The sequence below is a fragment of the Synechococcus sp. CC9311 genome, assembly GCF_000014585.1.
GTDB lineage: Bacteria > Cyanobacteriota > Cyanobacteriia > PCC-6307 > Cyanobiaceae > Synechococcus_C.
This window is the reverse complement of record NC_008319.1, coordinates 1,410,510-1,432,053: the sequence shown is the minus strand read 5'-3', so window position 1 is coordinate 1,432,053 and position 21,544 is coordinate 1,410,510. Positions and strand designations below refer to the sequence as shown.

20 protein-coding genes are annotated in these 21,544 nt (G+C 51.9%); 9 read left to right on the top strand and 11 right to left on the bottom strand.

What is annotated here, in order from left to right; translation table 11 throughout:
* Nucleotides 1–3: 3 nt before the first annotated feature.
* On the top strand, nucleotides 4–1,560 hold the full coding sequence (locus SYNC_RS07205) for a UbiD family decarboxylase (RefSeq protein WP_011619468.1): 1,557 nt from the start codon (nucleotides 4–6) through the stop codon (nucleotides 1,558–1,560).
* Here SYNC_RS07205 and SYNC_RS07200 read toward each other — a convergent pair.
* Nucleotides 1,538–2,542, bottom strand: a complete 1,005-nt coding sequence (locus SYNC_RS07200; protein WP_011619467.1) for an extracellular solute-binding protein — start codon at nucleotides 2,540–2,542, stop codon at nucleotides 1,538–1,540. The genes SYNC_RS07205 and SYNC_RS07200 overlap by 23 nt on opposite strands.
* Before the next feature lie 106 nt (nucleotides 2,543–2,648).
* Here SYNC_RS07200 and SYNC_RS07195 point away from each other — a divergent pair, with 106 nt between their 5' ends.
* Nucleotides 2,649–3,311: a Fe2+-dependent dioxygenase gene (locus SYNC_RS07195; RefSeq protein ID WP_011619466.1), complete on the top strand. Its 663-nt coding sequence runs from the start codon at nucleotides 2,649–2,651 to the stop codon at nucleotides 3,309–3,311.
* Nucleotides 3,312–3,362: 51 nt separating this feature from the next.
* Nucleotides 3,363–3,620, top strand: a complete 258-nt coding sequence (locus SYNC_RS07190) for a hypothetical protein (RefSeq protein ID WP_011619465.1) — start codon at nucleotides 3,363–3,365, stop codon at nucleotides 3,618–3,620.
* A 121-nt stretch (nucleotides 3,621–3,741) separates the two neighbouring features.
* Here SYNC_RS07190 and SYNC_RS07185 read toward each other — a convergent pair whose 3' ends face one another.
* Nucleotides 3,742–5,364, bottom strand: a complete 1,623-nt coding sequence (locus SYNC_RS07185) for an iron uptake porin (RefSeq protein ID WP_041427005.1) — start codon at nucleotides 5,362–5,364, stop codon at nucleotides 3,742–3,744.
* A 471-nt stretch (nucleotides 5,365–5,835) separates the two neighbouring features.
* Between SYNC_RS07185 and SYNC_RS07175 the strand changes: the two genes are divergently transcribed.
* On the top strand, nucleotides 5,836–6,429 hold the full coding sequence (locus SYNC_RS07175) for a Crp/Fnr family transcriptional regulator (protein ID WP_011619462.1): 594 nt from the start codon (nucleotides 5,836–5,838) through the stop codon (nucleotides 6,427–6,429).
* 266 nt (nucleotides 6,430–6,695) lie between these two features.
* On the opposite strand, the gene SYNC_RS07170 is transcribed toward SYNC_RS07175, so the two are convergent.
* Together SYNC_RS07170 and SYNC_RS07165 are read right to left on the bottom strand one after the other, a co-directional pair.
* On the bottom strand, nucleotides 6,696–7,244 hold the full coding sequence (locus SYNC_RS07170; protein ID WP_011619461.1) for a ferritin: 549 nt from the start codon (nucleotides 7,242–7,244) through the stop codon (nucleotides 6,696–6,698).
* A gap of 309 nt (nucleotides 7,245–7,553) precedes the next feature.
* Nucleotides 7,554–8,108, bottom strand: coding sequence for a helix-turn-helix domain-containing protein (locus SYNC_RS07165; RefSeq protein WP_011619460.1), 555 nt, complete (start codon nucleotides 8,106–8,108; stop codon nucleotides 7,554–7,556).
* 431 nt (nucleotides 8,109–8,539) lie between these two features.
* Here SYNC_RS07165 and aroA point away from each other — a divergent pair, with 431 nt between their 5' ends.
* Genes aroA through SYNC_RS07150 form a run of 3 tightly spaced genes read left to right on the top strand, consistent with a single transcriptional unit; the run spans nucleotide 8,540 to nucleotide 11,118 of the window.
* On the top strand, nucleotides 8,540–9,859 hold the full coding sequence (gene aroA / locus SYNC_RS07160; protein ID WP_011619459.1) for a 3-phosphoshikimate 1-carboxyvinyltransferase: 1,320 nt from the start codon (nucleotides 8,540–8,542) through the stop codon (nucleotides 9,857–9,859).
* Nucleotides 9,840–10,787 (top strand): tRNA (5-methylaminomethyl-2-thiouridine)(34)-methyltransferase MnmD, encoded by a 948-nt coding sequence (locus SYNC_RS07155; RefSeq protein WP_011619458.1) that lies wholly within the window; start codon nucleotides 9,840–9,842, stop codon nucleotides 10,785–10,787. Before aroA ends, SYNC_RS07155 begins: the two co-directional genes overlap by 20 nt.
* Before the next feature lie 19 nt (nucleotides 10,788–10,806).
* On the top strand, nucleotides 10,807–11,118 hold the full coding sequence (locus SYNC_RS07150) for a hypothetical protein (RefSeq protein WP_237699183.1): 312 nt from the start codon (nucleotides 10,807–10,809) through the stop codon (nucleotides 11,116–11,118).
* Nucleotides 11,119–11,245: 127 nt separating this feature from the next.
* Here the strand turns inward: SYNC_RS07150 and SYNC_RS07145 are convergent, their stop codons facing one another.
* Nucleotides 11,246–11,920, bottom strand: a complete 675-nt coding sequence (locus SYNC_RS07145; protein WP_237699182.1) for a hypothetical protein — start codon at nucleotides 11,918–11,920, stop codon at nucleotides 11,246–11,248.
* A gap of 737 nt (nucleotides 11,921–12,657) precedes the next feature.
* Between SYNC_RS07145 and glmU the strand changes: the two genes are divergently transcribed.
* On the top strand, nucleotides 12,658–14,022 hold the full coding sequence (gene glmU, locus SYNC_RS07140) for a bifunctional UDP-N-acetylglucosamine diphosphorylase/glucosamine-1-phosphate N-acetyltransferase GlmU (protein ID WP_011619455.1): 1,365 nt from the start codon (nucleotides 12,658–12,660) through the stop codon (nucleotides 14,020–14,022).
* 105 nt (nucleotides 14,023–14,127) lie between these two features.
* Complete coding sequence (locus SYNC_RS07135; protein ID WP_011619454.1) at nucleotides 14,128–14,322, top strand: hypothetical protein; 195 nt, start codon at nucleotides 14,128–14,130, stop codon at nucleotides 14,320–14,322.
* Nucleotide 14,323: 1 nt separating this feature from the next.
* Here the strand turns inward: SYNC_RS07135 and murF are convergent, their stop codons facing one another.
* From murF to menD, 6 genes are all read right to left on the bottom strand, one after another.
* Complete coding sequence (gene murF, locus SYNC_RS07130; RefSeq protein ID WP_041426559.1) at nucleotides 14,324–15,694, bottom strand: UDP-N-acetylmuramoyl-tripeptide--D-alanyl-D-alanine ligase; 1,371 nt, start codon at nucleotides 15,692–15,694, stop codon at nucleotides 14,324–14,326.
* 2 nt (nucleotides 15,695–15,696) lie between these two features.
* Nucleotides 15,697–16,524 (bottom strand): hypothetical protein, encoded by an 828-nt coding sequence (locus SYNC_RS07125; protein WP_011619452.1) that lies wholly within the window; start codon nucleotides 16,522–16,524, stop codon nucleotides 15,697–15,699.
* Between the two features lie 18 nt (nucleotides 16,525–16,542).
* Nucleotides 16,543–18,099, bottom strand: a complete 1,557-nt coding sequence (gene glgA / locus SYNC_RS07120; RefSeq protein ID WP_011619451.1) for a glycogen synthase GlgA — start codon at nucleotides 18,097–18,099, stop codon at nucleotides 16,543–16,545.
* Nucleotides 18,100–18,157: 58 nt separating this feature from the next.
* The gene (locus SYNC_RS07115; protein ID WP_148201872.1) at nucleotides 18,158–18,847 is read right to left on the bottom strand and encodes a L,D-transpeptidase; all 690 of its coding nucleotides are present in this window, start codon (nucleotides 18,845–18,847) and stop codon (nucleotides 18,158–18,160) included.
* Between the two features lie 70 nt (nucleotides 18,848–18,917).
* A complete protein-coding gene (menB, locus tag SYNC_RS07110; protein ID WP_041426558.1) occupies nucleotides 18,918–19,793 on the bottom strand; it encodes a 1,4-dihydroxy-2-naphthoyl-CoA synthase in 876 nt (291 codons plus the stop codon).
* Between the two features lie 5 nt (nucleotides 19,794–19,798).
* The gene (menD, locus tag SYNC_RS07105; protein ID WP_011619448.1) at nucleotides 19,799–21,532 is read right to left on the bottom strand and encodes a 2-succinyl-5-enolpyruvyl-6-hydroxy-3-cyclohexene-1-carboxylic-acid synthase; all 1,734 of its coding nucleotides are present in this window, start codon (nucleotides 21,530–21,532) and stop codon (nucleotides 19,799–19,801) included.
* Nucleotides 21,533–21,544: the final 12 nt, after the last annotated feature.

Sequence of the window (21,544 nt, the reverse complement as noted above, 5' to 3'; positions counted from 1 at the left end):
TCCATGGCTTTGATTGGCCCCGGCCCTGGAACGAGAGATCTGCGGGACTTCCTCAAGCTGCTGGACGAGCGTGGGCAGCTACGTCGCATCACGGCGCCGGTTGATCCAGACCTTGAACTAGCAGCCATCGCTGATCGTGTGCTTGCTGCTGGTGGACCAGCCCTTCTGTTTGAGAACGTGATTGGCTCAAGCATGCCTGTCGCCGTTAACACTCTTGGCACTGTGGAGCGTGTGGTCTGGAGCATGGGTCTGGAGCGGGCTGAACAACTCGAGGAGCTTGGATCCCGACTGGCAATTCTTCAGCAACCGAGGCCTCCGAAAGACCTCAAGGAGACCAAACAATTTGCAAGGGTGTTTTGGGATTTGGTGAAGGCACGACCAGATCGCGATCTCGTCCCTCCCTGCCGTCAGCAGGTGTTTCTTGGAGATGACGTCAATCTTGATCAGATCCCTCTGATACGACCTTGGCCAGGTGATGCTGGTGGTGTGATCACGTTGGGACTTGTGATCACGAAGGACCCTGAAACAGGGGTTCCAAATGTGGGGGTGTATCGGTTGCAGCGTCAATCGGTCAACACCATGACCGTGCATTGGTTGAGCGTTCGTGGTGGGGCTCGTCATCTGCGCAAGGCAGCGGCGATGGGCAAAAAGCTGGAGGTTGCCATCGCTATTGGTGTGCACCCTTTGCTTGTGATGGCGGCAGCAACGCCGATCCCAGTGCAGCTCAGTGAATGGCTGTTTGCAGGCATTTATGCAGGGGAGGGTGTACGGCTCACCCCCTGCAAAACGATTGACCTGCAGGTGCCAAGTTGCAGTGAGGTGGTGTTAGAGGGAACGATTACCCCTGGAGAGGTGAGCCCAGACGGTCCATTTGGCGACCATATGGGTTTTTATGGTGGCGTAGAGGATTCACCCTTGGTGCGCTTCCACTGCATGACGCAGCGGCGGTCACCAATCTTTCTCACCACGTTCAGTGGACGGCCACCGAAAGAGGAGGCAATGCTGGCGATTGCTCTCAACAGAATTTACACGCCAATTTTGCGTCAACAAATTCCAGAAATCAGAGATTTCTTTTTACCAATGGAAGCCCTAAGTTACAAACTAGCGGTTATTTCTATTGACAAAGCCTACCCAGGTCAAGCAAAAAGAGCTGCAATGGCATTCTGGAGTGCACTCCCACAATTCACTTACACCAAGTTTGTTGTCGTTGTTGACGAACATATCAATGTGCGGGATCCACGTCAGGTTGTTTGGGCTATTGCTGCACAAGTTGATCCACAAAGAGATCTATTTGTTTTAGAAAATACACCCTTTGACACCCTTGATTTTGCAAGTGAACAATTGGGACTTGGTGGAAGAATGGCTATCGACGCTACAACTAAAATTGGACCAGAAAAGAATCACGAATGGGGTAAACCTCTGAGCCGACCAGCTGATTTAGAGCAAAAAGTATCAGATCGGCTCGAGGAGCTTGGCTTGTCAGATCTGGGCAATGCTGAACCAGATCCTGCACTATTTGGCTATGTATTGGACAAGCTTATTTCCATCCAGCCTCGGTAATAAGACGGATGGCTTCTTTGTTGTAACGACTTAGTTGCGAAATAGTGACTTGATCAGGAGTGAATTTTGTCATTCCTTTGAGATAAGTTGAACCACCAACACCTTGTAAGGGGAACTCATAGGTGGGCCCTGCAATGCCAGCGCTTCCCTTAGGTGATGCCAGAAATTCGATTAATTTGACTGCATTTTTTTTATTCTTAGAGTAACGCGAAACTGCTGCAGCACTAATATTTACATGAGCAGGATTTGGCATCACGATTTTTACATCATTGGCAAATTGCTGATCTTTTTTCCCGTTAACCCCCGCTCTCATGCGAGCTAAGTAATAGTGATTCACAACTCCAACGCCACACTGTCCTTGAGCGACAGCCCGAATGAGCCCGATGTCTCCACCAAAATACGGTTGACTGACATTGCTAGTAAGACCTTTCAGCCAGGATTTAACCTTGGCTGTGCCCTTCAGTGCTAGTTGATCAGCAACAAGTGATTGATTGTAGACATTTTTTCTCTTCCTTAGACATACTTTTCCTTTTAGAGCTGGGCTTGCTAGTTGTGAATATGACGTAACTGAGGATGGATTCACAATGGCTGGATTCACGATAATCGCGCGCACTCGTCGAGTTAAACCAAACCATCTTTTGTTTGGATCTCGATAGCGAGAAGGTACGGATTTACTTAGTGAAGAAGATTGAATTGGGGCAAAGAGCCCGGCGTTGGCTGCATTGTTGATGCGTGCAGCATCAACTAAAATGATTACGTCTGCTTTGGTGTTCTTGCCTTCACTTTTTAGTCGTTGAACTAAAGAAATGCCCGATGCTTCTACTAAGCGAACTTTGATTCCGGTTTGATCTGAAAACTTTTTATATACTTGACGGTCAGTATTGTAATGACGACCTGAGTAAACTCTGACTTCTTCTGCCGCATAAGCTGGTGCAAATAGAGCTAGTGGCAAAAGAGATGTGAGAAACAGAAAAGGTTTCATCTCAATAAAGCATTTTCTTTTATTATAGAAGCCTGTTGGGACGCAAACGAATCATTTGTCACAGGGGTACGCTTCGCCGATTTTCCAGAGATACAAGGACTGAACAATGAATCATTTGCGATTGCAAATACTGGATCAAGCAACCTGCGAGCGCTTGCTTGAAAGACTTGCTAACGAAGCGGAATGGCTGGACGGTTCGCTAACCGCTGGTGCTCACGCTAAGGGGGGTAAAAGAAATTTTCAAATTAACTATGACTCTGCATTGCGAAAAGAAATTCATGAGCTCGTAGAACGCGCAATGTGGAATCATCCAGTAGTGAAGGGGTTTTGCCTTCCTCGCAAACTCCACCGATTCTTGATTTCTAAAACAGAAAAGGAAGGTGGGTATGACACTCATGTGGATAATGCCTACATGAGTAGTGGAAGAAGTGATTTGTCTTTTACTTTATCTTTGACGGATGACACGATGTATGAGGGTGGTGATCTAGAGATTGACAGTATTTCTGAGTCATACCCTATCAAGCTTAAGCAGGGAGAAATTTTGATCTACCCCAGTACATCGTTGCATCGTGTTTGTAATGTCACCAGTGGTATTCGCACCGTTTGTGTGGGTTGGATTGAGAGTTATGTTCAAGCCGAAAATGATCGAATCTGTTTATTTCAGCTTGAAAGTGGTGCACGTGCGGTTTTGGCAAAGCACGGCCGAAGTGACGAACTTGATTTGATCTTTTTGGCTTATACAAACCTGTTACGCCGGTTAGGTGGCTAAGCATGTATAAAAAGATTCACTCTGCTCTCGATTTTTTCAGTAAGCTGATGTATGTGCTCAAATTTCATGAAAAAGACGACTGCCCTTTCAATATTTCTTGCTAGTGCAGCTGCACTATCAGGCCAGTTAGCAATCGTCGAACCAGCTCAAGCCGATCAAGACATGATTGGCGGAGGACTTCAGGAATGGTCGACAGATCAAGATCTTGATGCAGAAGCTAAGAAAGATGCTGATGCCAAGGCAGCAGCTGAAAAGGCAAAAGAGCAGGATATCTGTATTCCGATTGGTGAAGGTGAGAACTGCTGGTAACATCAATATTATTTTCTGACTTTTAGGAGGGACTTGTGAGTCCCTCCTTTTTTAATGGCAATTTGAAAGCAAAAAAAAGGAGGGTATGACCCTCCTCGTTTATGTGATTAGATTTAAAGTTCTAGAACTTAAATGTAGTCAACACAAGACCACCAAGGGTACTGAACTGGTCTGCACCAGTACCTCCTCTGGCTGCGCTATCCCCAGTTTCTTGGCCAAAAGGACGGCTCAAGTAGAACAAAGCAGGAGTCACAGTGATGTTATCGGTGACTTGGAAGTCGTAATACAGTTCGAAGGCATAGTTGCCGTCAGCTGGATACTTCTTACCGTTGCTTGGGTCTGTGCCTTTGATTTGAGTTACAAACTGAGGTTGCCCAACTGCGAAACCTAAGCGGTTGCCTCGCATAAATGCATCTTGCCAGTTTAGGCCCACAAGCCAACCTTGAGCCTGCTGACGTGTACCATCAGCAGCACCATCTTCCAAATTGAAACTGGTGAGGCTCCAGCCAACGCTGATGCTTGGAATCCAACCGCTATCGAGGGGCTGGTAATAAGCATTCAAGTTGAACTGGTTGGCATCGTCGTAACCGCTAGTGGATTTACCGAGTGGTGTACCTGCTCCACCCACAGTCATGCCAGCCTGTGAATAGGCGTAAGCCGCAGAAACTTGCCATGAAGGTGTTCCATAGGCGATTTGGCTCAGGAACTTACCTTTGGAACGATCACCTGCGATACCACCATCATTGGGGTCACTCTTGGCACCATTCTTAGCGACGTAGTTGACGCTAACTTTGAACTTAGGATCGCTGTAGTCAGCATTTCTATTGCTGATCCAGTTGATACCTGCGCCAGGTGATGTACTTGCGCCATAGGCACCGTAGTAGCCACCGAGCTTGAACTGCTTCAGTACATGCTTGTAAACGCCAGGGGTGGCGGCCAGCATGTAGTAGTTCTCGATTAGAGGACCAGCAAAGACTTGGAAATCATTTCCGAGGGGGAATTGATACCAGAGCTTGTCAACCTTCAGGCTGTTTGCGCTGGATTTGGAAGCCTCGATTTGAGTTTGGCTTCCGGTGTAGCTATCACTCTTACCGGAGAAACCGTTATCACCAAAATTACCCGTTCTTAAACGGGTATAGAGCAAATCCTTGCCCGTGAAGCTGGTGTTGAGGTTGAGAGTGGTGCGGTAAGAGAAGACCGTACCTGTATCACCTAGGTATTCACCAGTTGCTGGATCCTGCAGATTGTTGGTTTCATCTCCGCCATAGCTTTGAGCACCAATGGTGAACTCGGCTTTACCGGTCAACTTAGTAGTGGTGGAGAACTGAGTTGCTTCCAGTTCGCCAACGCGAGCTTCAAGTCCGTCAACACGGCCCTTGAGGATGGCGAGTTCCTTTTCGAACTCTTTCATCAGGCGCTTCAGCTCGTCGGTCACTTCGGTGACGCGGTCGAGACAGGCGTTCAACAGAGCAGCCGCTTCAAAGCGGGTCATGGCCCTGTTACCGCGGTAGGTGCCGTTGGGGTAACCGGCAACACAGCCGTAGCGCTCGATCAGGTTGCTAAGAGCCTGATAAGCCCAGTCGGTTGGGTAAACGTCAGAAAACTGAGTGATGCTGGTGACTTGCTCGCCAGAAGCGGCGTAGTCAGACACACCATTGATATTGAGCTCAGTGGCGTTTGCAGCCAAAGGTGCCAAAAGGCCCAATGCAGCTGGAGCCACCAACAGTTGTTGGAAAAGTTTCAAAATGATCCTCACACAAGATGACGCAAAATGCGTCGACGGAAACTTAATTGTTCTTTGTGGAAAATGCAATTTAAAAAAGACACTTACACCCGCTTGTACGTCACATACTCTTTTTGCATAAAGCACAAGTGCTCGTGTCATTTGATACGTAGCAGCTCGAGCCCGTCTGGTCCGTTGGATAATAACGCTGGATTTTTCTAGAGAATTGAACCTCACCAAATTCATTCTTAGAGCATCTTTGCTTGTTCTTGCAGTGCTTGTTGCGGTTGCGTTTGTTCTGGTAAGACGCGATTCGATTGTTGGCGGGGATTCATTTGTCGGCGATCAGACGAAAAGTCAGCGGTTTTTGGTCAGGAACGGTCGAGATCGCACACAATCTCCATCAACAAGCAACAGCTATTGAGAATCGATTGCAGAAAGCCTCTGATTCGTTTATGTTGCTATCAATTCTCATTAGCGTTAAACCACTCCGTGAGCTTCCGCTTTCTGCCTGACGATCCCACGTCTTCAATCCAAATCCCAACTGGGCAAACCGTTCTTGTTGACACTCACGGCCGCAGTGAGTGCATGAAATTAAATGTGCTTGAGGGAATTGCCAGGGTGTATTGCCCTTGCGAGGAAACAGAAGGCATGACACTTGCTTTCTTGCAGACGGGCGATCAGCTCCGCACCGATTGTTTGTGCAGTGATGGCATTTGCGTCGAAGCCATGACTCCTTTGAGAATCGAAACCAAATCGTTGGAGCCATCACCGAACGGTTATGACTCTGTGAATGAGTGGACTTTGCAACTGCTGCGAATTCGCCACTTAGGACAAGCAGAACAGCGACTTCACGCATTGTTGAGCCTTCTCGTGAATCGATTGGGTAAACGTTATGGAGAATGGTGCAACCTTCCTTTTCGCCTCACGCACGACCGAATTGGTGAATTGATTGGTTCCACACGAGTGACATCAACTCGTTTGATTTCCAAGCTTCGTAACGGGGAGATGTTGGTCACAAACTCTGGCGAGGCCACAATGAAACTCTCTCCCAGGTTGATTGAATCAAGTCCACTAGGTTTTTAGGTAATGGTATGGAAAGAATCTCAAGTGATTGCTTAGTTCTTGCCTTGAGCAAAGAAATAGAACATTTATCTAGCTATCAACGCATCGCGATCGAAAGAACAATTAAATCAATAACTCCATCTCTCAAACAGCGTTTGAGAGATGATTTGGAATCAATTCATAGAAGACTCGTTGAAATTTATGAGACTTTTGATGTCCTGAATATTGAGCAGCTAACAATCAGTACTCGTTTGCTCTATGAACAAAGCAAACGAGCAACGCTTAGGTCAACCTCGCTGCGTTTGACCTGCTCTTAGTTCGTTATCAATGACAAGCAGTGCTGTTGGGTCACCATTCGCGAATTTCACTCGTCCGAGTAAGTAAGCGAATTGATCTTCTGATTGAATTTGGGCTTCGATCAATGGGTCTAGAAATACGGTTGTTCTGGTATCGCTGTTTCTTTCAGCTAGGGCATACACACTTTGAATCGACGATGTCGTATCTGCTTCCATTTGAAACGCTGTTGCCATCAAGGAAGCTAGGCTGTCCCAGTTTTGGCGTGGTGCGTCCAAGGTTTGCAGGTCGTTGGACTGACTTCGCGCTATCAAATATTGGGTGAAATGCACTGCATGGGACTGTTCGTCTTTGGCTTCGCCGTCGAAAAATTGATAGAAACCAGCAAGCTCACGCTCCGCACACCAAATGGACATGGCCAAATAGGTGACCGAGGCATATCTCTCGATCGAAATGTGTTGTTGGATTGCGCTGAGTAAATCAGGATTCATGGACTCGGCGAGTGCACGCCCGTTAGGCCCCTGAGCAACGTCGGTAGCCATTTGGGTTGACGAATTTGAAGACGTCATATTGAACACCCCTTTGAATCAAAAAGCACACTTCGATTATTCACTTTATTGACTGTGTCGTCAAGCAACACTGTTTATTTTGTGCGCTTTCGACCATGTATAATGAGAGTCAGTCTCAAGATAGTTCGGATGTCGCGACTTCAGGGTTCACAAGAAAGCCTTGGGATCGAAAAACTTTCAAAAAAACTTTCAATTCCGATTTTGTTTAGTAAGAAAAAAGGTTGCAAGAAATCAAAATGTTCAAAGTGGAAAGGTGGGCATTGTAAATGTGGTAGGGGATGATCAGGTAAATTGTAGTTGATCCACAAATATTGATTCCTGTATAATTAATTTTTCGCTAACAAGAATCCTGTTATTGTTTTTGTCGGAGCTGATTAATTTTTTCTCTTTCAACAGCCCAAGTTGACGTGTGACGGTTGAGCGTGTGCAGCCTACTAGTAGAGCAATTTGTGAGTGGCTTAACTCAAATGGAAGCGTATAGCTCTCTTTATTTCTTCTTCCAAAAGAAAATACTAAAATAGCGATTAATCGGCAAATGCGAATTTCAACTTGATTTGATGATTTAATCATGCATAATATTAGTAACCAGTGAGAATGAAATACGGATTCTATCTTTTTTGTGGGATCATGGCTGGATGAGATTTTAAATTTGACTTCGTTCAAAGCTTCCAGTCGCAATGAAAAATCTCTAAGCCTCTCCTTTTCAAGTTGTAACCATTCTGATGCAAAAAACCCGATTGGAAACAACTCGGAATTGATTGTTGAAATGAGGCTGATCCGAACAACCCCTTCTTCTATGTTGATGAATTTTGAGGTTTTGGACTCATCAAGATCCATGAATGTGATATCTAAGCTCTGACCCCTTTTGAGGCAATGCAATTAATTTCTTTCAAGCTTGTCGAAGTACCATATCTAAGTCTTGCGAGGTGAAGGTCATCATATGAATCACGGGTTTGTATCAAATGATTGAAAGTTTGAGGGAGGCTTTCGTGGGTCCAGTTGTGGTAATCGTGTCACTATTCATTTGCTTCGAATGAATGAATGATTCACTTATGCGTGAACTTATTCATTTATCCTTTTTGAGTAGTTTTGCGAGAATTGACTGGTTTATTCTGTAGTTGTTTGAGTCGTTACTGCCACCTGCTGTCGGTTATCCCGCTTGATTTTTTTTGGTTAGTCCCGAGAGTTGGTGACAACTTCAACTTCAAGCCAGGCGTTTGAAGATCGAGCTAATAGGATTGTTTGAATCAACCACAGGCTGTTCAACGGTGTCGGGTTCAAATGGCTCCCCAAGGGATCTGAAGGCAGGTGGCAGCCTAAGAGGCCGTGTCCGCGTTCCAGGCGATAAATCTATTTCCCACAGAGCTTTGCTTTTCGGTGCCATTGCAGAGGGCACAACCACCATTGAGGGCCTCTTGCCAGCAGAGGATCCGATTAGTACGGCTGCCTGTCTGCGATCGATGGGGACAACGATTTCGCCTATTCAGAGTGGCGAAATTGTCACCATTGAGGGCGTTGGTCTTGATGGTTTGGAAGAACCTTCGGAAATTCTTGATTGCGGGAACTCCGGAACCACAATGAGACTGATGCTGGGTCTCCTCGCTGGCCGAGAGGGTCGTCATTTTGTTTTGACCGGTGATTCTTCTCTCCGTCGCCGGCCGATGAACAGGGTTGGACAACCGCTTTCCTTATTAGGGGCAAATGTGCGTGGTCGCGATCACGGAAATTTGGCTCCGCTTGCTGTTCAAGGCCAAAGGTTGAGGGGTGCTGTGGTGGGGACACCTGTTGCCAGCGCCCAAGTGAAATCTGCCATTTTGCTGGCGGCTCTCACGGCAGAAGGGTCAACGAGTGTGATCGAACCAGCTCATTCCCGTGATCACAGTGAGCGCATGCTTAGAGCCTTTGGTGCTGACCTTGAAGTTGGTGGTGAGATGGGCAGGCATATTTTGGTGCGTCCAGGCGCCACGTTGAAGGGACAGCATGTTGTGGTGCCAGGAGATATCAGTTCTGCTGCCTTCTGGCTTGTGGCTGGTGCCCTCGTTCCTGGGGCAACGATCACGGTGGAAAATGTGGGCTTAAATCCAACCCGTACTGGAATTCTCGAAGTGTTGGAGATGATGGGCGCTTCCATTGAAGTGTTGAATCGCCGCGATGTTGCAGGTGAACCTGTAGGCGATCTTCAGGTGAGTCATGGACCTCTCAAGGCCTTTCAATTTGGAGAAGAAATCATGCCGCGCTTGGTTGATGAAGTCCCAATCCTGAGTGTGGCGGCCTGTTTTTGTGATGGAGAAAGTCGAATCAGCGGTGCAGCTGAGCTGCGTGTCAAAGAAACGGATCGACTGGCTGTGATGGCTCGGCAACTCAAAGCGATGGGTGCCGATATTGATGAACATCCCGATGGCCTCACGATTCGAGGTGGCCACTCCCTGAAAGGTGCTGAATTGGATAGTGAGACAGACCACCGTGTGGCTATGAGCCTCGCTGTTGCTGGCTTAATGGCTGAGGGTGATTCAAGAATTACCCGCAGTGAAGCAGCGGCTGTGAGTTATCCCACCTTCTGGGACGATCTTGAGAGATTGCGTCGCTGATCTTTCTGTGCTGAGTGCGCGCTTCACGGCAGACGGCAGCTTCAGTTTGCATAGCCACAGCTTTGCCGAAAGCTTCCATAGTTCCGGCGGTGCCCTTGAGGAGGCCAACAGCAAGTTTGTGCTGCCCGCTCAGCTCGATCGCTTTCCCAACGACAGTTGTTTACGCGTTTTAGATGTTTGTTTTGGGCTTGGTTACAACACGGCTGCATTGCTAGCGGCCCTCCCCAAGGTGGGTGGTCCAGCTTTGGAATGTTGGGGGTTAGAACTCGATCGATCGCCTTTGCAGTTGGCCCTCGCTGAGCCGAGATTCAAAGCCCTTTGGCCTGACCATGTTGTGGCTTGTTTAGAAGCAGTTTCTACTCAGGGGTGTTGGCAGGATGCCTCTCGCCAGAAGTCGGTTCAGATGCTCTGGGGTGACGCACGACAACAACTCCGCCACTTACCAACGGGTTTGCGTTTGGATTTGATTCTTCTGGATGCCTTTTCGCCTGGAAAATGTCCCCAGCTCTGGAGTGAGGAGTTTCTACAGAGCCTTGCAGATTTGCTTGCTCCGGGGGGACGTTTGTTGACCTATTGCAGAGCAGCAGCAGTGCGAAGCAGTTTGCGCGATGCCGGTCTTGAGTTGCGCTCGCTCCTTCCTAAGCCAGGAGAAGGTGCAGGGTGGAGTTCTGGGACCATGGCGTTGCGACCCAGTAACGATGACGATCGGCATTTACCTGAAATCGGAGCTGGTTGGCGTTGTTTAAGCGTGATGGAGGAAGAGCACCTGCTGACGCGTGCTGGCGTCCCCTACCGAGATACATCAGGCACTGATACGGCTGCTTTGATTTTGAAGCGACGCGAGCAAGAACAGGCTTTAGGTCATCGCCCAAGTACCAGTTCTTGGCAGCGAAAGTGGCAGGGTGGTGAATTTCAGCGTTCATACTGAGGAATTGGGAGGCTTCACTTTGCGCAAGCTTTTGAGCGTTGTTGCTGCTACGTGTTTGCTGACTGCCACTCCATCCATCGCCGTGCCTGCTCTTGGCGATCTTGAGATCAAGTTGCGCGGAGAGGCCCAGGGTTGGTTGAATGCCACTTGCATGTATTACGGCCTTGGTTGGCTCCAACCTGATCAGGCTCGTCAGGCTTTAAAACGTTTGATGCTCTTAATTACCGCCCATCAACTTGGCAATCTGGATGTGGAGCAAGTGAAGGCTGCCGCATTAGCTCGAGACCCAGGATGTAAGGCGATATGGCCTGAAAGGATGGATGAAAATTAATCCATTTGTTGACAAAACTAGTGTGATGTGCGCCTATCGTGCGTAGCAATTGATTTGACTTTTTACTTGTCTTTGCAGCCATCAAAATTACTTGGAGCAGTGTTTGGTGCTCGTTTTGTTGTATGGGTTACCAGTGAATACTTGCATCGGCAATGCTCATGAGTGGAGGGATCACGTTGAACTCTTCGCGTAGTTGTTTCAGTGGAACCGTGGCCATTTCAATGTGATCAATCGTACTGAAATCTCGGTTGCACTTTGATCCCCTTTCAAATGCGTCAGCCAACATTTCAGGAGCACCATTCAAGGTCATCACACCCCGTTTCCCCTCAAGGCCATCAAATGGATCTCCATTGGCTCCGAAAGGTTCGTATTGAGCGCTATGCCCAGGTTTGAACACCCCGGCTTCGTGGATTAAAAAATTAGTCATGGATGCCATCCAATTGGCATCACAATCATTCATGCTCAATTTGAAAGCTCCTAAGCAAATTTCTCCAATGCCCGTTGGTTCGTATCCCGTAATCACATGGTTCATATCATGGCAAACATAATAGCCTGGGTTGATCGATGTTCTGCTCGGCAAACGCATTCCATTGCGCTCATAGAAGTTGAAAAATTCCTTACCCAAACTACCTTGATTCATGCTGGAGAATGAATCAAGTGTTTTGAAAAATGATTCGTCATATTGGCGGCTGCCATCATGATTAAAAGTCTGTGCCCCATGCTGTTCCTGTAGGGCTAAAAAATATTGTTCGTAGCGTCTGATGTAATCTGTGGTTGCTTCAAGTGCGGACAAATCGATCATTGTTCTGCAAACAGTTAAAGCATCTCCACCGAGCCCGAGTAATTCGGCTGATGATTCCAGTTTGCTGAGTTGTTGATGGGATTTTGGGTGTCTGCAAAGTTCAAGCATGATCGCGAATTGGATGTAGCGTCTTCTCAGAAATGGCTCAATCACAGCCTTGCCTAGCTTCTGCTGGCTGATCGGTTGTAGGTTGTTATAAGTCTCGCGAGGTATTTTAAAGATTCCGAGTGCGATCGCTTTGAGAACACTTAATTGCTCTTCAGTGCCGTAATCGCCGCAATCGATTAGGTCTTTGAGGCCGGCAATAAACATTTCACAATGCAGATTCTTTTGCATTTCTGTTCCTTGTCTTGTTTGAATTTATCATATCTTTTCTTTGTTGTTTTGTGTTTGAGCCTTTCCGGCTGTGGTTTAGTGGTGGCTAGAAACCGCCGGTATTTTTGAATCCAGGCTCTTTGTTTGTTGCAATGATTCCTTGCTTAGCTGTGTAGCGTGATTCTGATTTCTCCTGTTCATAGGTTTGACGAGTGTGATCAGTGTTGATTCCTATATCTGTTTTGGCTCTGTGTTTTAGGTCTTAGTGTTGAAGTCGCTGGCCTGGCGGCGGTCGGAGTGCCTGCGCAGCTTTCTTCTCGATACCCAAGTGTCAAGTGGCGATCTGACTGCAGCCGTTCACTGTTGGCGTGTTCCCAGAGTGAGGTTTCGCCGGTAGATTTCGCCGGTCTTGCACCCGTCTCATGCTCGCCGTTGCCGTTCTTGCTGCTGGGAAAGGCACCCGCATGAAAAGTGCGCTTCCGAAGGTGCTGCAACCCTTAGCGGGAGCCACCCTGGTGGAGCGCGTGCTCGCTAGTGCCCGTAATCTCGCGCCAGAGCGCCGGCTGTTGATCGTTGGCCATCAAGCTGAGCGTGTGGAAGCTCAGCTCAGCTCCAATGGCGGGCTCGAATTCGTGCTGCAACAGCCCCAGAACGGAACAGGGCATGCTGTCCAGCAGTTGTTGGCTCCCCTTCAGGGTTTTCAGGGAGAGTTGTTGGTGCTGAATGGTGATGTTCCCCTTCTGCGAGCAGAAACGATCGAAGCACTGGTGAGCACTCACCGAAGCAGCCAGGCAGATGTGACCTTGTTAACGGCGAGGCTCGATGATCCCACTGGCTACGGCCGTGTCTTTGCTGATGCCAATGGTCGTGTGAGCGCAATCATTGAACATCGCGATTGCAGCGATGAGCAACGGTCCAACAACCTCACCAATGCGGGAATCTATTGCTTCAACTGGGGAAAACTTGCTGAGGTGTTGCCGCAGTTGAGCACCGACAACGATCAGGGCGAGCTTTACCTCACTGACACGGTTCAGCTCTTAGACGTGGCGATGCAGATGGAGGTGAGCGATCCCGATGAAGTGAATGGAATCAACAACCGCAGACAACTGGCTCAGTGTGAGGGCGTTTTGCAACAGCGGTTGCGTGATCACTGGATGGATGAGGGGGTGACCTTCGTTGACCCTGCCAGTTGCACCCTCAGCGAAGACTGCAGCTTTGGCTGTGATGTGGTGATCGAACCACAAACCCATCTGCGAGGTGCCTGTCGTATTGGAGACAACTGCCGGTTAGGTCCAGGCAGCTTGCTCGACAATGCCGAACTCGGTTGTGATGTCACGGTTGTGCAATCTGTGGTGCGCGATGCACGCGTTGGTAACGATGTTGCGATTGGTCCCTTCGCCCATATCCGACCTGCCACGGACGTTGGTGATTCCTGCAAGATTGGCAATTTCGTTGAAATTAAAAAAAGTGTGATCGCTGCCGGCAGCAAAGTGAATCACCTCAGTTATATCGGTGATGCGGAATTAGGTGCCAATGTGAATGTGGGAGCTGGCACAATTACGGCCAACTTTGATGGCACGAACAAGCACCTCACCGTGATTGGTGAGGGCAGTAAAACGGGTGCTAATTCTGTGTTGGTCGCTCCTGTTGTGATCGGAAAAAATGTCACGATCGGGGCAGGATCCACGATTACCAAAGCTGTTCCAGATGGTTCGCTTGCGATCGGCCGTGCGAAGCAACTCACTAAGGAAGGATGGGACCGCAACACTCAGGCTGCTCAATCTTGAGCAGTGGTTTGTTGATGGCTGAGCTAAATCAACAGACTTTTTTCACAGCTTGGCCTTGCTTGCACTCATGGATGCGTAAGCGTGGGGCGTCAGGTTGTTAGTCCCATGACTGAACACAAGCGTTTCACCGTTCGCTATCGCGATGCGAGTAGTGATTACCAAGAAGAATGTTTCTATGCAGCCGATGCCTTTGAAGCTCGGGTTTTAGCGATGGAGAAAATTCGCTATATCCATGATCATCCGCATGCGATCGATTTGATCCGCTGCGAAGGCCAGTCTGATTCGCTGAGAGTCGCCTGATCTAAAGCTGTGGCAGTAGCGGCAGCAATCGTTCAAGAGCAATTCCTCGACTCGCTTTCAAGAGCACGGTGTCTCCAGGCCTGAGCCACTCGATCAGAGGCTCTGCAGCCTGTTCGGGGGTTTCCACCTGTTGAAATTGTGGCCATCTTGAACTGGCATCGCTCATGGCCTTGGCCTCCGCGCCGGTTGCTACAACCACCAGTCCATCAAGGTTCAGCGTTGCGGCATGGTCGATGACCGCTCTGTGCAAGCCAACACTGTCTGTTCCAAGCTCCAGCATCGTGCCAAGAACTGCGAAACGTCGACCTGGCTGAGCCGCTAGGAGATCCAACGCCGCAAAGACGGCTTCCGGTGATGCGTTGTACGTCTCATCGAGAATCGTTAATGAACCGATTTGCCGCTTACGATTGCGACCTCCTGGCACCTCAACCTTGAGCTGTACAAGGTCTGCGGGTGCAACGCCGAGGGTGCGAGCGACGGCGATTGCCAACATGAAATTACGGGCATTGTGCCTCCCTTCCAGGGGGCAGTTATAGGAGTCATTTCCCAGGCTGATGCGACCTGTGAGTGGGTTGTAGTCGCCGAGATCATCAGCGACATGCTCCGAGTCATTGGCATCGTCGACCAGTGCAACACGTCGAACGCGACCACTCCAGCATTGGGCCAGGGCTGCATCCAAGAGAGGGTCTCCAGCTGGAATCACAACAAGGCCATCGGGTGAGAGCGCTGCTGTGATTTCACACTTGGCAGCGGCAATTGCCTCGCGACTGCCCAAGCGGCCAATATGTGCTGTGCCGATATTCGTGATCACAGCAATCTCTGGTTCTGCACAACGAGACAAGCGTTCAATTTCACCGGGCCCGCGCATTCCCATCTCCACCACCACAGCAGCATGCTGCTCGTCTACTCCGAGCAAGGTGAGTGGCACGCCAACGTCATTGTTGTTGTTGCCGATACTGGCTTGGACGGCACCAAGGGGCGCCAGTGCGGCACGAATCAGCTCTCTTGTGGTTGTCTTACCGGCTGATCCTGTAATGGCGACAACAGCGCTGTTCAGGTTGCGTCGCACTAAACAGGCCATCTGTTGGTAGGCCTCGAGCGTGTCGTCCACGATCCAGTGCAGCAAACTCTGCGGTACGGGGATGTCGCTATCACGGGCTACAACGGCTGCCTGGATGCCTTGTTCAGTGGCAGATGCGAGGAAGCGATGGCCATCAAAGCGCTCACCGCGTAACGGCACAAAAAAGGCGCCTGCAGTGAGCAGTCGGCTATCTGTACAGACAGGGCCCAAGCGTTGTTGGAGGTTGGGTACGGCTCCATCAGCCTGTTGGGGTGGCCCCCAGAGCGAAACGAGATCAGCCAGATCCAGCACTTTCAAACCCTCTTTGGATCGAACACGATCATGCCTCCACCAATCCTGGCGGGTCGAGCCAAGAGGTTTTGTTGTGCATCCACCAGACGCAAATCGACGTAACCCTGGTCTTCCAGCCGGTTCCACCAGGCTTCTGCCAGTTGTTGGCGCTGATCTGGAGAGCGTTGCAGCCAAGTGGCAGCATCGATTTGCAGAATCACAGCATTCCGCTCCGGTTGCGGTTGGGCCGAAACAATCAGATCTGATCCCTGGCTGTCATCTGAGTTGCCTTCCTCCGCCAGAAGATCCAGGAGAGGGTCAAAGCGCAACAGGTCTTCGTCTGTTTCTGCAGATAGAGGCTCAACCTCCTGGTCGCTCAGCGGTGGGGATTCCTCAGCTGCCATGAGCTCTTCAGGATGATTGAGCTCGGTGATGTTCGGTTCCGCTGGGGCATCCGCCGTGCCTTGGTGGTCGAGATCGGATTCGAGGTTGGTGGTGATGGGTAAGGGACGTGCTTCAGGAAAGGCAGTGGTGCGGACGCGCTCCACCACTGGCGGTGCGGGTGGCGACTGGTCTTGAAGGGCCTGACGCAGTTGAATTCCGCCCAGGATCAGCACAGCGAGGCTGAACCCCAGCAGCACTGGCCAAAACAGAGCTGCCCATTGATCGGGCCAGAATGCTGGAACCGAAAGATCTCCCTCGCGGTTCCGTCGCCAGATCTCTTGGACGCGCAGACGTAGATCGGCGCTTACCGCCTTCAGATCTTGGCCAAGGGCCTTCCAGGGGCTGTTGTAAGGAGCCGGAAGGTCGCTTTGTTTGTTAAGAGACTGCGGTTCGAAGGAATCCTGCATTCGTGGTTGCCTGCAGCATCAGCGTCGCTGACCGCCAAACAGTTTGGCTAGGGGGTTGCGTGAGCCGGGTCCCTTGGACAGGTCTTCGCTGGATTGTTCAGGAGGGCTGGTTGGGGCTGCATGTTGTCCTTGGGCCAAGGAGGGATCGGCATCCTGTCCCTGGGAAAACTGTTCCACAGCAGCGGCATCGGGGCCTGGTTCCTTAAGGCCACAGACCTCGCGGTACATCTGGTCGTATTCCATCGCTGACCGGGCCCAGCTGTAGTCCTGCCGCATGCCCCTTCGCTGGAGTTCGCGCCAGCTGTCTTGATGGCGGAAGGCTTCCCAGGAGCGCACAAGGGCTGTGAAGAAGTCCACGGGATCGAAACGATCGAAGCAGAAGCCAGTACCGCTTTGCTGGGCTGGATCGTGCGGTGGAACCGTATCGACCAGACCACCTACCTTTCTCACCACAGGCACGCATCCGTAGCGCATGGCGAGCAATTGACTGATGCCACAGGGCTCAAAGCGACTGGGCATCAGGAAGGCGTCACTGCCTGCATAAATCAAGCGTGAGAGGTCGTCGTCGTAGGTGAGGAACACGGATACGCGTCCTGGATGGCGGGAGGCCATCTGCCACAGACCGGACTCCAAGCCGCGATCACCGGTGCCAAGCACCACGATCTGGGTGTCGGTGTAAGCGAGTAAGCGATCCGCCACTTGCAACAGCAGGTCAACGCCTTTTTGATCCACCAGACGGCTCACCATGCCCAGCAGATAGGCATCAGGTCTGACTTCAAGACCCATTCGCTCCTGCAGCACCTGCTTGTTGCGTGCGCGACCCGACAAATCATCGGCACTGAAGGTGGCGGGCAAGGCGCGATCAGTGGCTGGATTCCAGGCCTCAAGATCAATACCGTTCAGGATGCCGCGCAGCTTGCCGGAGATGTAATTGAGCAACCCATCCAGCTTTTCGCTGTATTCCGAGGTGCGGATCTCTCTGGAGTAAGTCGGTGAAACCGCATTAACGCCATCGGCATAGAGCAGGGCGGCAGCCATGGTGTGGTCGCCTTGCATGTACCAAGGGCACCAGGTCATCCGGTCCAGCTTCCAGCGCCAGGGGCCCTGGTATTTCAAGTTGTGGATCGTGTAAACGGTGCTGATCTCTGGGTCCTGGTGCATCCAGACCGGAATCATTCCGGTGTGCCAGTCATGGCAATGAAGAACATTCGGCTTCCAGACGTTCCAGGCAAATTCAGCCGCAGCGCTGGCAAAAAATGTGAAGCGCCAATCTTCATCTTCTCCGCCATAAATCCGTTCTGGATCAAAGACGGGGTGACCAACCAGGTAGATGGTGAGGCCATTGGTGGGATGACGGGTTTCAAAAACCGCAAACTCGGTACCCATGGTCTGGCCTCGCCAGATCGGTTCCGCAGGGATCTCCAATCGAGACCAGAGCTTGCCGTATCCCGGCATGATCAAGCGCACGTCGTGACCCAGAGCCTTCAAGGCAGGGGGAAGGGATCCGACCACATCGCCCATCCCACCGACTTTCACCATGGGGGCGCATTCGGCGGCGGCAAAGAGCACGCGCATGGACGATCAAACCTGTAAGCCGCGAGACTGTAGACGCATTACCGCGTTGTGATCGCTTTCACGGCAGGACGGTCACTTGCGTTCCCACTCTGACGAGATCAAAGACCTCCTGAACGTTCTCCTCATAAAGACGCACGCAGCCGTGGGAAACGGCCCGTCCCACTGTCCAGCGATACGGTGTGCCGTGGAATCCGGCCACGGTGCAGCCGTTGATATCCAGGTATTGCTCACCGTCCCAACCCGAGCGTCCATTGCAGTCGCGGTAGAAGCCAATCCAGCGTGAGCCCAGGGGGTTTCCCTTGCTTTCAGCATCCACAAGATCACCGCTCACCGGATGGGTCCACACCGGGTCTTTCACCTTTTCAAACACCCGGAAGCGTCCGGCAGGGGTCTCCCAGCCAGTGGTGCCAACTGCCGCTGGAAACCGGCGCGTCATCTGGCCATCCTTCAGCACCAGAAGTTGATGGTGCTTGCGGTCGAGCACGAGCTGCAAACCCTTGCGCTCCATCAGATCGTCTGGAATTCGGGCCAACGAGGCCGTATCGCTCAACGGGATCGCTAGTGGTGGGATCGGATCGGATTTGCGCTTGGGGGCTTCCTCTGGAGCTTCCACCAGAATCTCGCCCTTAATTTCTCCTTGACGCTCTTCCGCAACCTCTTGCGCTGTTGCAATGCCTGCTCCTCCAACGCCTGCTCCTCCAACGAGGCACAGCAGCGAGGCGGCTAGCAGCGAAGTACGCAGGCCCATCGACGGAGCATGCTTTGGACAACGCATCAGACAAGGCGAATCGGGCCTCCTGTTTTAGCGACTTCTGGGGCTATGGCAGCCATGGCGTGTCGGAAAAATCAGGATTTCGTTTCTCCAGAAAGGCATTGCGGCCCTCCTGGCCCTCCTCGGTTCGATAAAAAAGATGGGTGGCTTGTCCGGCCAACTCCTGGATGCCAGCCAAGCCATCGGTTTCTGCATTGAAAGCTGCTTTCAGGCAGCGAATTGCGGTGGGACTGTGCTGCAACACCTCTCTGGCCCAACGCACCCCTTCGGCCTCCAAGGCATCTAGGGGTACCACCGCATTGACGAGTCCCATTCGAAGGGCCTGTTCAGCGCCGTATTGCCTGCAGAGGAACCAGATCTCCTTGGCTTTGCGTTGCCCCACCACGCGAGCCAAATAGCCGGCCCCGAAGCCGCCATCAAAACTGCCAACCCGTGGCCCGGTTTGACCAAAGACAGCGTTATCTGCCGCCAGGCTGAGGTCGCAGAGCAGATGCAGCACCTGACCGCCACCGATTGCGTAACCCGCTACTAAGGCGATCACCACCTTGGGGAGGCTGCGAATGATGCGCTGAAGGTCGAGCACGTTGAGGCGTGGCAGGCCTGTTTCGTCGAGATAGCCCCCATCTCCGCGCACGCTTTGATCGCCGCCGGCGCAAAAGGCATAACCCCCATCGGCAGCAGGACCTACACCGGTGAGCAGCACCACTCCGATGCGGCTGTCATCGCGGATTCGGGCAAAAGCATCACAAAGCTCTGAGACCGTGCGAGGCCGGAAAGCGTTGCGCTTGGTGGGTCGATTGATCGCTAGACGGGCGATGCCCTCATCAGATCGATCCAGGAGCACATCCTCATAGCTGCCCCATGGCTGCCAGTTCACTCCGCTGGATCCTGGGAGCACCTGTCGGATGACGGGCTCTGGCATGGCGATCAGGAAAGGCTTTTGCTCTGTTGTAACGCCTTACGCAGATTCCGGCGAAGCTGGGCATCGCTGCTGCGATCGGTGCAGACCCGCAGGAGTGTTGGTCCAGCACTCCCCAAGCCCCATTCCAAAGCGCTGGGGAGATCGTCGAGGCAGGCGAGCTGACGAACAGGGATTGAATGGGCGGCCGCCAAAGCCAGTGGGTCCACCTGTTGAGGCATCGCAAACAGCTGGTTAAACCCATCTCTGGGGGTGGTTTCGATCGGCAGCTGTTCAAAAATGCCGCCTCCGGCGTTGTCGATCAACAGCACCAATAAGGGCTGCTGGGCAGCGCTGGCCAGCAGCCAGCCGTTGCTGTCATGCAAAAGCGCTAAGTCACCTGTGATCAGCACCGTTGGACCGAGCTCGGCCGCTATCCCCAGTGCCAAGGAGAGGGTGCCATCGATGCCTGAGGCTCCGCGAAAGCTGTAACAGCGCCTGCGGCCGGTATCGCTTGCGGCAAAGGCTTGCCAATCGCGCACCGGGCTGCTGGCTGCAAGCATCACGGGCAGCTCTGCGGGCAAGAGCCGCGCCAAAGCAAACATCAATGCCGGTTCATTCGCGGGGCCATGCCCTGGCAGCAGTTCATAGAGGCGCTGTTGCAGTTCAAGATCTGCCGTGCGCCAGGCCTGCAGTGGCGACCCTCCACGAGCCTCAATATCCGGCTTTGTTGCGTCAATAACTCGCAGCCTGGGGTTCAACTGCTTCCACCACTGCGCCAGGCCGCCGCTCCATTGCTCGGCGATTTCAAGGGGATCTAGCGGGCGGGGATCGCCTTCTGTGATCAGCAGTTGTGGGCCCTGTTGGTTCGCAATCCAGGCCTCGAGGCGACGACTGGCAGGCATCGAGCCCAGCCGCAGCACCTGGGCGTTTGCTGGTAGCTGGCTTAAGCCGTTTGGAAGCAACAGATCCCAAGAGCGAATCACGCCCCCTAAGTTGCTTGGGATGGCTGCGAGGGGATCGGCGAGCACTGGCCAGCCACTGCGCTGCTGCCAGGCGATTAAGGCGGCTTGATAGGGCTCAAGCGTGGCGCTCAGTCCTCTCCAGGGTCCGGCAACGATGACACCGGGTTGATCGGGATCGAGGGATGGAGCCTCGGAGTGGCTGGTGGGTTTGCAGAGCTCAGGGTTGTGGGTGATGGCCACGGACTCTGAACTATTCCATTGGCTCCAAAACGTGCTCTGCTGATCCAGATCAGGGTGCAGGGGCTCCTCAAAGGGGAGATTGAGATGCACAGGTCCGGGCTGCTGATGCAAATGCCTCCAGGCGTTCTGAGCAAGGGCTTGCAGCTCCTGATCCAGCCCTGCGCTGAGGCCATCTAAAGGTCCTGATCCGCACCAGCGGCACACCGGGGTTAGGAAGGCTTCCTGATTCACGGTTTGATTAGCCCCTTTGTTTTTGAGCCTTAGGGGGCGATCTGCGCTGATCAGCAGCAGCGGCTGGCTTGAGCGATCCGCTTCTACGGCGGCGGGCAACAGGTTGGCCACCGCCGTTCCGGAGGTGGTGATCACGGCTGTGGCAACACCAGAGGCGCTGGACCGACCCAGGGCATAAAACCCAGCAGATCGTTCATCGATTGCTGTGCTGAGAGTGATCAACCCAGCGCGCATCAAGCCTGCGGCGGCAAGGGCTAACGGGCCGGAGCGACTGCCAGGACAAAGCACCACATGGCGCAGACCCTGTTGCTGGAGGGTCTGAAGCAACAGGACAGCAGC

Coding starts and splice junctions, on each gene's coding strand:
- glmU (WP_011619455.1), top strand. CDS start 12,658: ATGCTCGCCGTTGCCGTTCTTGCTGCTGGGAAAGGCACCCGCATGAAA.
- SYNC_RS07190 (WP_011619465.1), top strand. CDS start 3,363: ATGTGCTCAAATTTCATGAAAAAGACGACTGCCCTTTCAATATTTCTT.
- SYNC_RS07205 (WP_011619468.1), top strand. CDS start 4: ATGGCTTTGATTGGCCCCGGCCCTGGAACGAGAGATCTGCGGGACTTC.
- SYNC_RS07115 (WP_148201872.1), bottom strand. CDS start 18,847: ATGGGCCTGCGTACTTCGCTGCTAGCCGCCTCGCTGCTGTGCCTCGTT.
- SYNC_RS07195 (WP_011619466.1), top strand. CDS start 2,649: ATGAATCATTTGCGATTGCAAATACTGGATCAAGCAACCTGCGAGCGC.
- SYNC_RS07170 (WP_011619461.1), bottom strand. CDS start 7,244: ATGGCTACCGACGTTGCTCAGGGGCCTAACGGGCGTGCACTCGCCGAG.
- SYNC_RS07165 (WP_011619460.1), bottom strand. CDS start 8,108: ATGGATCTTGATGAGTCCAAAACCTCAAAATTCATCAACATAGAAGAA.
- SYNC_RS07125 (WP_011619452.1), bottom strand. CDS start 16,524: ATGCAGGATTCCTTCGAACCGCAGTCTCTTAACAAACAAAGCGACCTT.
- menB (WP_041426558.1), bottom strand. CDS start 19,793: ATGCCAGAGCCCGTCATCCGACAGGTGCTCCCAGGATCCAGCGGAGTG.
- SYNC_RS07200 (WP_011619467.1), bottom strand. CDS start 2,542: ATGAAACCTTTTCTGTTTCTCACATCTCTTTTGCCACTAGCTCTATTT.
- SYNC_RS07145 (WP_237699182.1), bottom strand. CDS start 11,920: ATGATCGATTTGTCCGCACTTGAAGCAACCACAGATTACATCAGACGC.
- SYNC_RS07135 (WP_011619454.1), top strand. CDS start 14,128: ATGACTGAACACAAGCGTTTCACCGTTCGCTATCGCGATGCGAGTAGT.
- glgA (WP_011619451.1), bottom strand. CDS start 18,099: ATGCGCGTGCTCTTTGCCGCCGCCGAATGCGCCCCCATGGTGAAAGTC.